The following is a 15,012-nucleotide window of genomic DNA, read 5'->3' as shown; positions in this document are numbered from 1 at the left end:
AAAAATCACAGCGCCATTTTTTTACGGCAGCATGGACTTCAGGACGTAGTCGATGAGCTTGCCCAGCAGGGCATCCGAAGGATGACCGTCCGGATTCAGGGAAAGGGGAAGATCTTTGACCAGGAACAGCATTTCAGTCACCGCGGTCAGGATGAAGGTCACGTAGCGGAAATCCTCTTTCTGCGCAGGGGATTTCAGTTCCCCCTGCGCCGCGGCCTGGGCCAGCAGCTGCTGCACATAATCTCCCATGCGGCACAGACGGCTCCAGGAATCGGAATTCAGCAGGCCCGAGGGAGTGATCAGTTCCTGATACAGGATGATCATGTGGCGTTTGGGATCCAGCTGGCTTTTCAGGATGGTGTGGAGGTATTCCTTCAGCCGTTCCAGGGGTGGCAGGCCTTCCTTGTCCAGCCGTTCCTGGAGCTGCTGGATGGCCTGCAGCTGGCTTTCGATGATGGCCTGGTACAGGGCCTGCTTGCTGCCGAAATGGTAGGAGATCAGAGCGCTGTTGCAGCCGGCCAGCCGTCCGATCTCCTTGATGGAAACATTGTGGTACCCTTTTTTATCAAACAGTTCGGCGCCGGCGTCCAGCAACCGTTGCATGGTTTCTTCCGAGTTCCGTCTGTGCATGACGGACCCCTCCTTCCGAATTAATTACTTATGTGATTAATTCTATTATAGCGCAAAAGGAGCAGAACGGAAAGAGGGCGGAATCCGTCGAAAGGAACATTTGTTCGTGCAAGTTCCCTTTTCTTTTGTTATAATGGAATGAGAATCTGGGAAAGGCGGAATGTTGCATGGAAACTATTTTGTTGGGAGCAGTGCTCTGCGCCCTGATTTTTTTAATCGTCATGTTGTACCAGCTCCAGAAGGCCCTGGGGGACCGGGAGGAACTGCAGCAGCAGCAGGCCCGGGAGGATGCGGACCGGCTGCGGGACAGCCTGGATCAGAAGGTGACCCTTTCCATGAGCGTGGTCAGTGACCGGCTGGCCATGGTGAACCGGTCACTGGGGTCCATGCAGTCCCTGGCCCAGGGCGTGGGCGACCTGAAAAAGGTCCTGACCAATGTGAAGAACCGGGGCATTTGGGGGGAAATGCAGCTGGGGAATCTGCTGGGCGATATGCTGGCTCCGGAGCAGTATGGCACCAACGTGGCCATCAGGCCCCGCAGCCAGGAACGGGTGGAATTTGCCATCCGGCTGCCGGGGCGTACCGGAGATGCACCGGTGTGGCTGCCCATCGATGCCAAGTTCCCCCTGGAAGATTACCAGCGGCTGGTACAGGCCCGGGAGGACGGGGATAAGGATGGAGAGACCCTGGCTCTGAAACAGCTGGAAATCCGGCTTAAAAGCGAGGCAAAGGACATTCGGGATAAATACATCGCACCGCCGTATTCCACCGATTTCGGCCTCCTTTATCTACCCTTGGAGGGGCTTTTTGCAGAGGCGGTCTCCCGCCCGGGACTCATGAGCGAGCTCCAGCGGAAATACCGGGTGACCCTGGTGGGGCCCACTACCCTGGCTGCCGTGGTCAACAGCCTGCAGATGGGGTTCCGTACCCTGGTGGTGCAGAAGCAGACCAGCCAGGTGTGGCGGCTGGTGGCCCAGATCAACACCGACCTGGGGGTTTTCGCGACGGCGGTGGAACGGGCGGAAAAGAAGCTGGCGGAAGCCCAGTCTGCCATGGAGTCCGTGGGAGACCGTACAAGAATCCTGAAAAAGCACCTGGATCGGGCAGAAAAATTTACGAAGGCACTTGACAATACCAATGACAATGACTAGAATTGTAAGCAAGTGCTTGAACTACCTAAATTGATATAGTGTATAAAGTATCTATGAAGGAACCAAGTACACAGGATCTTGCCTGTTACAGAGAGCTGCTGGCGGTGCGAAGCAGCGGAAGATCCTGTGGAATCCACTCCTGAGATGGTGGGGGTCGCAACCCACCCGGCCAAGCCGTTATCCTGGAAATGAGGCTGCGCTGCAGCGAAATAAGGTGGCACCACGTGAGAGGTTCTCCCGTCCTTGACATACCCGTTTAGGGGGTCAGGCACGGGAGTTTTTATTTTACCATTTTACTGGGATTTAAGGAGAGAAAGAACATGGACAAGAAAAAAGTCATCGTGGTGGAACGGATTTCGGACAAAGGCGTGGAAATGCTGAAAGCACAGCCAGACCTGGAAGTTACCGTAAAATTTGATATCCCGCGGGAAGAGTTGCTGAAAATCGTGGGAGAGTATGATGCCATCATTGTCCGCAGCGTGACCAAGATCAACGAAGAGTTCTACCAGGCTGCCAGGAACCTGAAGGTGGTGGGCCGCGCCGGCAACGGGGTGGATAACATCGATATCGATGGGGCCACGAAACGGGGCATCATCGTGGTGAATACGCCGGAGGCCAACGTGATCTCCGCCGCTGAACATACCATCGGCCTGATGCTGGCCTCCTGCCGGAATACGGTGCGTGCCCAGAAGATGATCGAAAGCCGGGTATGGGATCGGAAGAACCTGAAGGGTGTGGAATTGTACCACAAGACCCTGGGCATCATCGGTCTGGGCCGGATCGGGGCCCTGGTGACCAAACGGATGCAGGCCTTTGAAATGAAGGTCATTGCCTATGACCCGTACATTTCTGATGCCCGGTTCAAACGGCTGGGCGTGGAAAAATGCGAGACCCTGGACGAACTGCTGGCCAAGTCCGATGTGATCACCATCCATACGCCGAAAACGGAAGAAACCATCAACATGATCGGCAAGGAAGAACTGAAAAAGTGCAAGAAAGGCGTGCGGCTGGTGAACTGCGCCCGGGGCGGCCTGTACAATGAACAGGCGGTGGCGGAAGCCATCCAGGAAGGCCAGGTGGCCAGCATCGGCCTGGACGTGCTGGTGGACGAACCCAAACCCATTTCTCCCCTGATCGGTATGGACCAGTGCACCCTGACTCCCCATCTGGGCGCCGATACGGCCGAAGCCCAGGATAAGGTGGGTATTTCCATCGCCCAGGAAGTGGTGAATGTGCTGAAGGGGCAGATGGTGCCCAATGCGGTGAACCTGCCGGCCCTGCATCCCCAGGAGCTGGAGGGCATGATGGGGTACCTGCAGCTGGGCGAATGCCTGGGCAAGCTGTACTACCAGCTGGAAAAAGATCCGGTGGACAAGGTGGAAGTGCTGTATGAAGGTCCTGCCGCCCAGCTGGAGACCACGCTGATCACCCGGAGCATCCTGAAGGGCCTGTTCGATCCCATCCTGAAGGAACGGGTGAACATGGTCAACGCTGAACTGGCTGCCGAAACCCGGGGCGTAGCCGTGGTGGAGGGCAAGATGAACGGGGAAGACCGGTTGAATCGGGTCAGCCTCAAGGTGTACAGCGGTGAAAAAATCTTCACCGCCGCGGGGACGGTGGCTCCGGATGAAACGGCCCATATCACGGAAGTGCAGGGATACCAGTATGATCTGGTGCCGGAACACTACATGATCCTGGCCAAGAACGATGATAAGCCCGGCATGATCGGTCAGATCGGGACCCTGCTGGGGGCCGCCCATGTGAACATTGCCACCATGCAGGTGGCCCGGAACGCCAGGACTGGCAGTGCCATGATGATCATGACCGTGGACAGTCCTGTGGAAAAGGCTACCCTGAAGATGATCGAAGGGCTGGATGGGATCCTGAGCGCCGATTTCGTTACGTTATAAGAAAAATCGAATCTCCTGAAAGGATGTGGAGCCGTCCACATCCTTTTTTTGAGTCCATGTAAAATACGAACATTATACAGTATTCTTACTTGTAAATTCGAAATTATTGACATAAAATATAGGAAAAACAACGAGATTGTAAGGGATCCTCTTGGTAAAAACACAATTTACCGTAATTTAAAACAATTCTCGAGACCATTGCAAAGTTTATGTCATTCCGGTAAAATAAATTCATCTTTTTCCTTTTTTATTCTTTTTTATTTTTATTTATCGAGGGGGGAATATTATGCAATGAGCTGACCCCCAATTGTTAGACCAAAAATCTAACAATTGGGGGTCAGTTTTTTATGGCAAAACACAACTATGAATTTAAGAAAAAAATAGTACTGGAATACTTGAACAGTGACGAAGGGTGTATTTCTATTTCACGTAAATATGGGATGGCAAGTAGCAGCCAGCTGCTAAAGTGGGTTGCTGCTTACAAGGCATTTGGTGATAATGGACTGAAGAGATCCCGCTCTCAAAAAATATACTCTTTCAAAGAAAAACTTTCTGTGGTAGAGTCTTACTTAACAAACGAAATCTCGTATCAGGAATTGGCAATTCAAGTAGGAATCAATAATCCATCCATGATTTCCAGATGGGTCAATGAATTTAAAATTGCGGGGCCGGAAGCGTTACGGCCACATAAAAAAGGCAGGAAGAGAACTTTGAACAAATCTCAAACCAAAAAAACAGATCCCCAGGTTCAGCAGCCGATGGTCGACATCAGTGTGGAACATGTCCAGGAGTTAGAGGATGAACTCCTTAAACTCCGTATAGAGAATGCTTTTTTAAAAGAACTGAGGAGACTGCGTTTAGAGGACGAAGCAAAAATGAGAGAGTTGCGAAAATCATCTCCAGTCTCCGAAGATCATTCAAATTGAAAGACCTTCTCTCCTATACTCAAATGCCTAAAGCGACCTATATGTACTGGCAGAAACGGTTTGACCGCGTGAATCCAGACCAGGAAGTAGAGGACAAAATACAGGAAATCCGCAGCCAGCATAAAGATTATGGATATCGGCGCATGACCGGTGAGCTGAAGAATCAAGGGCTTTGCGTGAACAAGAAGAAAGTTCAACGTATCATGCAGGAACTGAGCCTTCAGGTAACATCCTTTACCCGGAAAAGCCGTAAATACAGCTCCTATAAGGGTAAGGTAGGAACCATTGCTCCCAATAGAATACATCGTCGTTTTGAGACGAATATCCCACATCAGAAGATTACAACCGACACTTCAGAATTCAAATACTATGAAGTAGATCCACAGGGACATCTGACCCTGCACAAGCTTTATCTGGATCCTTTCCTGGACATGTTCAATGATGAAATCATCAGCTATGGAATAGCAAAACGTCCTTCGGCTGAAAGCATACTGGAAGCTCAAGCTGAAGCAATCGAAATTACTGCTGATTGTCCGTATCGAAGAACGTTTCACTCCGATCAGGGTTGGGCATACCAAATGAAGGCCTATGCCAGGAATCTAAAAAAAGGACGAATTTTTCAAAGCATGTCTCGAAAGGGCAACTGTCATGATAACGCTGTAATGGAGAATTTCTTCGGCTTAATGAAGCAGGAAATGTATTATGGAGTAATCTACTACAGCTACGAAGAACTAAAAAACGCTATCGAACGATACATTAAATACTATAACGAGCAAAGGATCAAGGAAAAACTATGCTGGAAAAGTCCTGTTCAATATAGGCTTTCCTTGCAGGCAGCATAAAAAAGTAACGAGACAGTAAAAACCATCTCGTTACTAAGGTCTAACTTTTTGGGGTCACATCACAATTCAATGTGATCGCATTCTTTCTCAACCCGCTGGTCCTGCTGTTTCTGACCATGGCGTTGGGGAACCTGTTCGGAGAACTGAAATTCCGGAAATTCAAATTCGGGATCACCGGGACCTTGTTCGTAGGCCTGGCCATCGGTTACTTCCTGACCCGATATGCTGCCACCATCACCAAGGGCAGCAAGTATTTTGCTTCCGCCACCAAGATCATGCAAGGGAAGATCATCGATGGTTCTCTGATGAACCTGGCCCTGCTGATCTTCATTGTGGGTACCGGCCTGCTGGCTGCCAAGGACATGAAATACGCCATCAACAAATTCGGAAAACAGTTTGTGGCGCTGGCCATTTTCATTCCTTTTGTAGGGGCAGTGGCCTCCTATGGGTTTTCTCAGGCTCTCGACAACCTGAGCCCGTACCAGATCACCGGCACTTACACCGGGGCTCTTACCAGTTCGGCGGGTCTGGCTGCCGCTACGGAGTCTTCCGACAGTGAATCCAGACGGTTGGCACAGGATTTTTCCAACCAGCCTGAAAAGGCCCAGAAGAAGATCCTGGCCATTGTGAACGGGGCCAAAACCCGTGATGCCAAACTTCGGGGCACTGCGGTACCGGAAACCATGACACTGGAAAACACCCAATCCCTGAGTCCGGAAGATGTAGAAGTCTTTGTGACGGAAGCCAAGGCCGGCGTAGGGGTGGGCCACTCCATCGGATATCCGTTCGGGGTGCTGTTCCTGATCCTGGGAATCAACGTGATCCCCAAATTCTTCGGGTTTGATGTAGAGGAAGAAAAGAAGAAATATTTCGCCCAAAAGGCCATCGATATCAAGAACAACGAAAAGCTGGCCGCTTCCACCATGCCGGAAGTGCCCATGGATTTCGTGGGATTTTCCCTGGCGGCGTTCCTGGGGTATGTGCTGGGTTCTATCAAAATCTTCATGGGGCCTCTGGGGATGTTCTCCCTGGGTTCCACCGGTGGTGCCATCCTGGTTTCCCTTGGACTGGGCTCCCTCGGTAAGGTGGGCCCTGTCAACTTCCGGATGAACTCTACCGTGCTGGGCAAGATGCGGACCTATTTCCTGTCCGTATTCCTGGCCGGGACCGGGCTGAACTACGGATACCGGGTCATCGATGCCATCACCGGCGCCGGGTATATGATCGTAATCATTTCCTCCCTGGTGGCCATCCTGTCCGTACTGTTCGGATTCCTGCTGGGCCGCTATGCGTTCCATATCAACTGGACCCTGCTCAGCGGTGCCATCACCGGCGGTATGACTTCCGCTCCGGGCCTGGGCGCTGCCGTAGATGCCCTGGAATGTGATGAACCGGCTGTTTCTTATGGGGCTACCCAGCCACTGGCCACGCTGTTCATGGTCATTTTCTCCATCATCATCCATAAGCTTCCCATCTGATATTGCATGCAAAAAAGGCGCTGTGAAAAAATCATCCACAGCGCCTTTTTTTCGCCAGCGTCAGCTGGCTTCCATCAGCTGGTGACTAGTGACGGGGTGTGAAAAAGCATTTTTTCACACCCCCTTTTTATATCCAGGGGATCCTTAAAATTCTTTCGTGTCGAAAACGTGCAGGCCCAGGGAATCGGACAGGACCTGCAGGATCTTTTCTCCGCCCACGCTGTTGCCTTTTTTGTTCAGCATGGGGCCGAAGGTGCCGATGCCGATGCCGTGGCGGGCAATGGCACAGATGCCGCCGCCCACGCCGCTTTTGCTGGGCAGGCCCACCTTCACGGCATATTCCCCGGATTCATCATACATGCCGCAGAGCATCATCAGGGTGGTGACAATGCGTACAATGGTGGAATCCACCAGCTGTTCTCCGGTTACGGGGTCCACTCCGTGGTTGGACAGGACCATGCCGTAATGGGCCAGATCACGGGCGGTGACCATCACGGAGCACATGCGGAAATAGACATCCAGGATCTCTTCCGGTTCTCCGTCCAGCACATTGTCGCTTTTCAGCAGGAAGGCAATGGACCGGTTGCGGGTGCCGGTCTTCTTTTCGGAATGGTATACGTCCTGGTTCAGGTCGATGCGGGGATTGGCGCACAGCTTCCGGACCAGGTCCAGAAAGGAGGCAAAGGGATCCGGGGTCTCGATGCAGCTGGCCGTGACAATGGCGCCGGCATTGATCATAGGGTTAAAGGGACGCCAGTCCTTCAGCTCCAGCTGCAGGATGCTGTCGAACCGGTCTCCGGTGGGTTCCATGCCGATTTTGCTGAATACCTTGTCGTAGCCGGCTGTCTGCAGGGCCAGGATCAGGGAAAACGTTTTGGAAATGCTCTGCATGGTGAAGGGAATGTCGTAGTCCCCGGCACAGTACGTACTGCCGTCCCTGCGCATGAGGCACACTCCCAGATTCCCGGAATTGGCCTTGGCCAGTTCCGGGATGTAGCTGGCTACCTTGCCTTCATACAAAACCTGTCGCCCTGCTGCCAGGGCCTTTTCCAGTATTTCCTGGATTTCTGTTTTATCCATGACCATGGTTCTTCCTCCTTGGGTTATTTCCAGAAATCAAGTTCATCCGTGGGCAGGCCAAGGGATGCTGCTTTGAAACAGGGATCCTGGCCCGCTTCTTTCTGCTTTTTGTAATCCTGATAGGCTCCGACGGCTACGCTGCTGAGCAGGACGCAGGCTGTCAGGTTGATCAGGGTCATTCCTCCCATCATGATGTCAGCCAGATCCCAGGCGGCAGCCATGGGAATGATGGCCCCCAGGAAAACGATCAGGACTGCATACAGGTGGAACCCTCTCATGAATTTTTTGCCGGGGATCCGTTTGTGGTTCAGATACGCCAGACCGTTTTCACAGTAGTAAATGTTTCCGATCAGGGTGGTAAAGGAAAATACCAGCATGGAAACTGTAATGAACAGGGGACCGAAATCACCCAGCACCTTGTGCAGGGAAGTCTGTACCCACAGGGCGCCCGCGTTTTCCGCATTGCCGGGGACTTCCGATACCAGGCACATGAAGGCCGTTGCATTGCAGAGGATCACCGTATCGATGTATACGGACAGCATCTGGACCAGGCCCTGTTTTACCGGGTGGGTGGTCGTGGCCGCGGCGGCCGCATTGGGGGCAGATCCTACACCGGCTTCGTTGGAATACAGTCCCCGCTTGATGCCCATGATCAGGCAGGAGCCTCCAATGCCGCTGAAAATGGCCCGGAAGTTGAAGGCGTCATGCAGGATGGCTTCCAGCACCCGGGGGATTTCCTGGAAGTTCAGGGCCAGGACCAGGATGGTCACCAGGGCATAGGCCACTCCCATAAAAGGGACCAGGATGCCGGCGGCCTTTTCAATGGCTTTGGCCCCGCCCATGACGCAGGCGCCTACCAGAAGAGCCAGGATAGCCCCGATGACAGCCGGGGTGGTCTCCGGATGGTAAAAGCTGTAGACGGAAAACGTGGATTGCACGTTGAAGGAACAGAGCAGATTGAATCCGAAAGAGTAGGTCAGCAGCAGGAAGATGACGAATGCTGTGGCCATGACCCTGTTGTGCAGGGCATCTTCAATGTAATAGGCAGGCCCTCCGTAGGAAGAACCGTCTGCCTTTTTCCGTTTGAAGATCTGGGCCAGGGTACATTCCGTGAAGGAAGAGGCCGCACCGATGATGGCCATCAGGGTCATCCAGAAGGCGGCACCAGGGCCTCCCAGACAGATGGCCGTGGACACGCCGATGATGTTGCCGGTGCCCACGCAGGCCGCGGTGGAAACCATCAGCGCCTGGAAGGGAGACGTCCCGTTTTTGTCCTTGGGCTTTACCATCAGGAGACGCAGTGCTTCCGGCAGCCACCGTACCTGTACAAAACCCATCCTCAAACTGAAATACAACCCGGCGGCACCCATCACGATCAATAGGATCGGATAGTACAGGATACCATCCACAGCGTCCAGGAATTCCATCATTGTTGCATTCCTCCCCTATTTGAATTGTGTAACTATTTACTGAATTCATTATAGAGGAAAAGCAGGCCATCGGGGAAATAGATGATATACATAGGGGCCATCTATGATGCCAATGAGTCACCCTCCTTCTGCAATTGGGCAAAGCACTCCCGCAGGAGCTGGATGAAGTCCGTTTCCATGCGGGAGAGCATGGCGCCCTGATTGAGCAGGACACCGAACCGGAGATGCTCACTGCAGCCCAGCAACGGGATGGAAACCACTTTGTACAGAGAGTCCTGCCCCTGGAACTCCATGATCCCCACTGTGAAAAAATTGGTCCGGGAAAGGAGGGCCATTTGTTCCTGCCGGTCATTGACATAGATGATCTTGCGGGTCTCATTCAGATCGATGGGCCCCTTTTCTGTACTGATATGGTAAATGAAATCCTCGTACTGGCCAATATAGCGGACAAATCCGTAGTCCCGGAGATCCTGGAAATGGATCCCCCTGCGGCCGAAGCGCCGGATCAGCTCGTGCTCGGCGGACAGGCACACATAGGGGGAAAAGGAAGCCAGGGGGATGAACTGGAGACCCTGGAGAGCAAAATAGGACTCCAGATCTTTCCGGGCGGTGGTCATATGGATGACGCCCACATTGGAATAGCCGCTTTTCACCTGGGAAATCACATCCAGGGGCGCCGCTTCACACAGGTGATTGGAAAAGCGGTCCACATCCTGGTACCGGCGGCAGATTTCATTGAAGCACTGGGCGGTGTGGGAGAACCGGGTCATGCTTACATTCAGGCAGCCGGCATCCTGCTTTCGGCTGCTGGTCAGGTTCTGCAGCTGGTCCAGTTCCTGCAGGATGATCCGGCAGTGGGACAGGATCCGCTGACCGTCCATGGTCAGACAGGTTCCCTGGCTGGTGCGGCGGAACAGGGTCATGCCCATTTCTCTTTCCAGTTGTTTGATGATGTGGCTGAGCTGGGGCTGGGAAATGTACATGGCTTTGGCGGCCCGGGTAATGGAGCCATATTGGGCCACGGCGGCAAAATATCGAAGATTGTTGGTATCCATGGGAACCTCCCGGGTTGGCAGCGGCTGTTTTACAAGCACATTTTGTAGATCTGGATGATATCCTGCTGGTGCAGGGTCTTGAAGCCTTTGATTTCTCCGCCCTTGGCTTCGCAGGCCTTTTGGGCCATGAGAGGGAAATCTTCTTTCCGGATGCCCAGTTCTGTAAGGGTGGAGGTGAGTCCCAGGTCTTTATAGAAGAAATCGGCCAGCTTCCGGATGCTCTGCTGGGCGATGGTCATGGGCTCCTGGCGGGGATCCAGGCCGAATACATTGACACCGAACCGCACATACCGGCTTACATTGCTTTCGTCCAGGCAGTATTCCAGGAACCGGGGCGTAACAATGGCCAGCCCCAGCCCATGGGTGATATCGTAGAGGGCGGACAGCTCGTGTTCCAGGCCGTGGCAGGCCCACACATGATTCTGGCAGGTTCGGGTGAAGCCGTTGATGGCCCAGGTGGATGCCCACATCAGATTGGCCCGGGCTTCGTAATCGTCGGGATGCTCCAGGGCTATGGGGGCGTATTTCAATACGGTCTTCATGAGGCCTTCCATGACAGAATCCAGCATGAACATGCCTTCGCCCGGGTTGAAGTAGGTTTCCATAATGTGGGACAGGATGTCAGCAGAGCCGCAGGCCGTCTGATACCGGCTGACCGAAACCGTCAGCTCCGGATCCAGGAAGGAGACTTTGGGGCGCAGTGCAGGAGAGGAACAGCCAAGTTTCTGGCGGGTTTCCATATTGCTGATGACAACAGTCGGATTCATTTCGGAGCCGGTGGCGGCCATGGTGGGGATGGTCAGGATGGGCAGGGCTTTTGTCAGAGGAAGATGCTTCGAGATGAAATCCCAGGGGTCGAAATCCACACAGGCTCCGGCGGCAATGAATTTGCCCGCATCCATACAGGAGCCGCCGCCTGCGGCCAGCACCATATCACAGCCCTGCTTTTTGCAGAGAGCCGCGCCCTGACGCACGGACTGGATCCTGGGATTGGGTTCGATGCCGGGCAGTTCCACCCAATCCAGCCGGCAGGCTTTGAACTGGGCAATCAGCCTGTCATACAGGCCGGTGCGTTTGATGGAACCGCCGCCGTAGACCAGCAGTACCTTGTGGCCGAACCGGGACAGTTCTTCGCCCACATGGTTGAGGGCCGTCTTGCCGAAATAGACCTTGGTGGGGATATCATACACGAAGTCTTTCATGGGGATGCCTCCTTGAGGGTTTTCTTCCATTGTACCATGGAAACGGGAAATCGGGGGAAAAGGTTCATACAACCCTGAACCAAACATCGTACAACAGGGTTGGATACAGGAAGGGTCGCTTCCGGCACCATCCATATGCTATAATGAAAAAATATGGACAATCTGTTGTAAAGGATGGACGCTGGGTATGGAATTTTCTTTTCTTTCGCCCAAAGGACGCATGCTGCTTTCTTTGGTGATCTTCGGAACTATCGGGCTGGTGCGCCGGTACATTCCTCTGGGCTCGGTGCCCCTGGCTTTTCTGCGGGCGGCCCTGGGATGCCTGGCCATGGTGGTGCTCATGCAGGGAAAGCACATCTCCTTCCATGGGAAGATCCTGGGGCAGCAGGCTCCCAAACTGCTGCTCAGCGGGCTGCTGCTGGGGCTGGACTGGGTGTTTTTCTTCGAAGCCTTCAACCACACTACGGTGGCCATTGCGACCCTGTGCTACTATATGGCACCGGTGTTCATGCTGGTGGCGGCACCCCTGGTATTCCATGAAACCCTGGGGAGACGGAAACGGGTCTGTGCGGCCATCACCATTGGCGGAATGCTGCTGGTGTCCGGGGTGGTGGGCAGTACCGCCACCGGGGGTCCAGGGGATTTCAGCGGGGTGGTATATGCCCTGCTGGGGGCCTTTTTCTATGCAGCCATCATCGTCCTGAGCAAAACCCTCACCGGACTGGATCCCTATGAACAGACGGCGGTCCAGCTGGGGACGGCGGCTCTCTTCCTGCTGGTCTATTCCGGAGCATCCGGCAGTCTGGACTTCCATACCATGACAGGATTGGGCTGGGGGCTGACGCTGCTGCTGGGGGTGGTCCACACCGGGCTGGCCTATGGCATCTATTTCGGCAGCCTGACCCGGGTGCCGGCCCAGACAACGGCCATTTTGAGTTACGTGGATCCGGTGGTGGCAGTGCTGCTGAGTGTGTTCGTGCTGCAGGAACCCATTACAGAACTGCAGCTGGCCGGGGTGTGCCTGGTATTGGGCGGCATGATCAGCGGGGAAAGGGGAACCCGCAAATAAGGCCGTATTCCCGGCCGCAGGGTTCGTTCGGGAACCCGGGGATAGAAAGGAGGCAGCGATGGAAAAGAGAGTGTTCCATCCGGGAGATCTTGTGCAGCATTTCAAGCGGGAAGGGCTGACGGAGGAAGAGAAACGGACCAACCGGTACCTGTACCGGGTCATTGGTACGGCCATCCATTCAGAAACCCGGGAACCGTTGATGATCTACGAGGCCCTGTACGGGGATTTCGGGCTGTATGCCCGGCCGGAGGCCATGTTCCTCAGTGAAGTGGACCACAGGAAGTATCCGGACGTGAAACAGAAGTACCGGTTTGAAAAGGTGTGAAGGAGACGCTGTGAAAAAATGAGGATTCATTTTTTCACAGCTTTATTTTTGTCTCCCTTTCCACGCCTGGAAGCAACTTTTCTTCCATGGTCGGCCAGCGGTACCCCGTCCGGCTGAGAGAGTATGGTATCGCTGGGCCCCCAACGCCGTAGGGTTCGATTGCTCTGATCGACCCGCTTCCAGACCTGGGAACGGATGCCCCTGACGGGTCATCCCTACGCAACCCACGTGCGGTACCAATCCGTAGGGGTCCGATCGCTCTGATCGACCCGCTTACCGATCTGCCCTGCGGGCAAAAAATTCTTTCCCAACCATGACTCACTATCCACCAGCCACTGAAAAAGGGAGGCTGTGATTTTTTCACACCCCCTTTTTGGGGACACTTGTTACGTTAACTATACAGAATTACTAGGTTGACATAAAAGTGCTGTTTCCTGTATGGTACAATCGTCTGAAATTTTTTGGAGGTGAGGCTGTGCGTTTGCGTGAAATGGTGTTGTGCGGGTTGTTCATTGCTCTGGTGGCCGTGGGGGCTCTGATCCAGATCCCGGTAGGGTCCGATGTGTATACCCTGCAGTTCCTGTTCACCCTGCTGGCGGGACTGCTTTTGGGACCCCGGCTGGGTGCAGTGGCCGTGGGGGCTTATGTGTTCATGGGGCTGGTGGGGATCCCGGTGTTTGCCTCCGGTGGCGGGCCGGCTTATATCCTGAAACCCACCTTCGGCTATCTGGTGGGATTTACGGTACAGGCCTGGGTCTGCGGCCATCTGGCCAGACAGGGAGCGGTGACCTTCCGGAGGCTCCTGGGCATTACCCTGATCGGTATGGCGGTGGTCTATGTGCTGGGAATCGGGTATTTCTACCTGGCTTCCAATTACCTGGTCCAGGCTCCCATCGGGTTCTGGGCAGCGTTGTGGATCTGCGGCGTGCTGCAGGTGGTCCCGGACTTTTTGCTGTGCCTGGGCGCCACGGTGGTGGGACTGCGCTGCCATCGGGCGGGAATCTGGGTACAGTGAAAGTGGAGAAAGAAGAGTAAAGAGGGAAGAGGCCGCTGCGCGGAACCCACCACCATGCATCCGCATGGTCCCCCGCCCTTGAAAAGGGCGGATATGGGGGGTACGTTGTGAATCCGAACAGGAGACTGTCACTGCCGCTCTTGAAAAGGGCGGATAGGGGGGTACGGTGCTTCCGGCAGGACCTTTTCAGGAAAGGAACGGGTGAATATGGGAAAAGCATTGTTTGTGACCGGTACCGGAACGGATGTGGGGAAAACGTATGTAACCGGACTGCTGGTGAAAAAATTGAAGGAGGCCGGGCTGGATGCCGGCTATTACAAAGGGGCTCTCAGTGGTGCGGAGCCGGATGGACAGGGAAACCTGATCCCGGGGGATGCGGCCTGGGTGAAGGAGACAGCCGGGCTGGAGGATCCCCTGGAGGATCTGGTGACGTATGTGTATCAGGAGGCGGTATCGCCCCACCTGGCGGCCAGGCACACCGGTGTACCGGTGGAGATGGACCGGATCCGCCGGGACTTTGCCCGGGCAAAATCCCGGCATGACTACCTGACCATGGAAGGCAGCGGCGGGATCCTGTGCCCCCTGCGCTGGGATGGGCAGGAGAAGCTGCTGCTGGAGGATGTGATCCGGGAATTGGGCCTGGGGTGTGTGATCGTGGCCCATGCAGGGCTGGGAACCATCAACAGTACGGTGCTCACAGTGGAATATCTCCGCCGCCGGCAAATTCCGGTGCGGGGCATCTTCTTCAACCACTGGGTTCCCGGGGACCCCATGCAGGAGGACAACCGGGTCATGACGGAACGATTGACGGAGGTACCGGTACTGGCCTGCATCCAGGCAGGAGATCAGGAACTGGATGTAGAAACAGGAAAATTGATCCAGCTGTACCGCTGAAAAGG

General features: G+C 54.4%; 14 protein-coding genes and 1 other annotated feature. Of the genes, 9 read left to right on the top strand and 5 right to left on the bottom strand.

Annotation, left to right across the window (positions count from 1 at the left end):
• Positions 1-21: 21 nt before the first annotated feature.
• Positions 22-630, bottom strand: a complete 609-nt coding sequence (locus BQ5462_RS03735; RefSeq protein ID WP_071142071.1) for a TetR/AcrR family transcriptional regulator — start codon at positions 628-630, stop codon at positions 22-24.
• Between the two features lie 167 nt (positions 631-797).
• Here BQ5462_RS03735 and BQ5462_RS03730 point away from each other — a divergent pair, with 167 nt between their 5' ends.
• The 5 genes from BQ5462_RS03730 to BQ5462_RS03710 all read left to right on the top strand — a co-directional run bounded on the left by BQ5462_RS03730 (position 798) and on the right by BQ5462_RS03710 (position 6,937).
• Positions 798-1,781 carry a DNA recombination protein RmuC gene (locus BQ5462_RS03730; protein WP_071142070.1) on the top strand — a complete coding sequence of 328 codons (984 nt, stop codon included), beginning with the start codon at positions 798-800 and terminating at the stop codon, positions 1,779-1,781.
• A 44-nt stretch (positions 1,782-1,825) separates the two neighbouring features.
• Positions 1,826-2,029, top strand: a binding site (T-box leader).
• Between the two features lie 72 nt (positions 2,030-2,101).
• Positions 2,102-3,691, top strand: a complete 1,590-nt coding sequence (gene serA / locus BQ5462_RS03725) for a phosphoglycerate dehydrogenase (RefSeq protein ID WP_071142069.1) — start codon at positions 2,102-2,104, stop codon at positions 3,689-3,691.
• A gap of 347 nt (positions 3,692-4,038) precedes the next feature.
• Positions 4,039-4,617 carry a helix-turn-helix domain-containing protein gene (locus tag BQ5462_RS11650; RefSeq protein WP_071141679.1) on the top strand — a complete coding sequence of 193 codons (579 nt, stop codon included), beginning with the start codon at positions 4,039-4,041 and terminating at the stop codon, positions 4,615-4,617.
• Positions 4,584-5,459, top strand: coding sequence for an IS3 family transposase (locus BQ5462_RS11645; protein WP_407923319.1), 876 nt, complete (start codon positions 4,584-4,586; stop codon positions 5,457-5,459). The genes BQ5462_RS11650 and BQ5462_RS11645 overlap by 34 nt, the downstream gene beginning before the upstream one ends.
• 116 nt (positions 5,460-5,575) lie before the next feature.
• Positions 5,576-6,937: an aspartate-alanine antiporter-like transporter gene (locus BQ5462_RS03710; protein WP_071142137.1), complete on the top strand. Its 1,362-nt coding sequence runs from the start codon at positions 5,576-5,578 to the stop codon at positions 6,935-6,937.
• 144 nt (positions 6,938-7,081) lie between these two features.
• Here BQ5462_RS03710 and glsA read toward each other — a convergent pair whose 3' ends face one another.
• The 4 genes from glsA to BQ5462_RS03690 all read right to left on the bottom strand — a co-directional run bounded on the left by glsA (position 7,082) and on the right by BQ5462_RS03690 (position 11,704).
• A complete protein-coding gene (gene glsA, locus BQ5462_RS03705; protein ID WP_071142068.1) occupies positions 7,082-8,023 on the bottom strand; it encodes a glutaminase A in 942 nt (313 codons plus the stop codon).
• Positions 8,024-8,040: 17 nt separating this feature from the next.
• Entirely contained in the window at positions 8,041-9,447 is a 1,407-nt protein-coding gene (locus tag BQ5462_RS03700; RefSeq protein WP_071142067.1) for an alanine/glycine:cation symporter family protein, read from the bottom strand.
• Between the two features lie 101 nt (positions 9,448-9,548).
• Positions 9,549-10,502 carry a LysR family transcriptional regulator gene (locus BQ5462_RS03695; RefSeq protein WP_071142066.1) on the bottom strand — a complete coding sequence of 318 codons (954 nt, stop codon included), beginning with the start codon at positions 10,500-10,502 and terminating at the stop codon, positions 9,549-9,551.
• Positions 10,503-10,531: 29 nt separating this feature from the next.
• Positions 10,532-11,704, bottom strand: coding sequence for an iron-containing alcohol dehydrogenase (locus BQ5462_RS03690; RefSeq protein WP_071142065.1), 1,173 nt, complete (start codon positions 11,702-11,704; stop codon positions 10,532-10,534).
• Positions 11,705-11,891: 187 nt separating this feature from the next.
• On the opposite strand from BQ5462_RS03690, the gene BQ5462_RS03685 reads away from it, so the two are divergent.
• The 4 genes from BQ5462_RS03685 (at position 11,892) to bioD (ending at position 15,007) form a co-directional block, all read left to right on the top strand.
• Entirely contained in the window at positions 11,892-12,773 is an 882-nt protein-coding gene (locus BQ5462_RS03685) for a DMT family transporter (RefSeq protein ID WP_071142064.1), read from the top strand.
• Between the two features lie 58 nt (positions 12,774-12,831).
• Complete coding sequence (locus tag BQ5462_RS03680) at positions 12,832-13,098, top strand: DUF1653 domain-containing protein (RefSeq protein ID WP_071142063.1); 267 nt, start codon at positions 12,832-12,834, stop codon at positions 13,096-13,098.
• 475 nt (positions 13,099-13,573) lie between these two features.
• On the top strand, positions 13,574-14,113 hold the full coding sequence (locus BQ5462_RS03675) for a biotin transporter BioY (RefSeq protein WP_071142062.1): 540 nt from the start codon (positions 13,574-13,576) through the stop codon (positions 14,111-14,113).
• Between the two features lie 207 nt (positions 14,114-14,320).
• Positions 14,321-15,007: a dethiobiotin synthase gene (bioD, locus tag BQ5462_RS03670; RefSeq protein ID WP_071142061.1), complete on the top strand. Its 687-nt coding sequence runs from the start codon at positions 14,321-14,323 to the stop codon at positions 15,005-15,007.
• Positions 15,008-15,012: the final 5 nt, after the last annotated feature.

It is taken from the genome of Acidaminococcus timonensis (genome assembly GCF_900106585.1).
Taxonomy (GTDB): Bacteria; Bacillota; Negativicutes; order Acidaminococcales; family Acidaminococcaceae; genus Acidaminococcus; species Acidaminococcus timonensis.
This window is presented reverse-complemented; position numbering and strand designations above follow the sequence as displayed.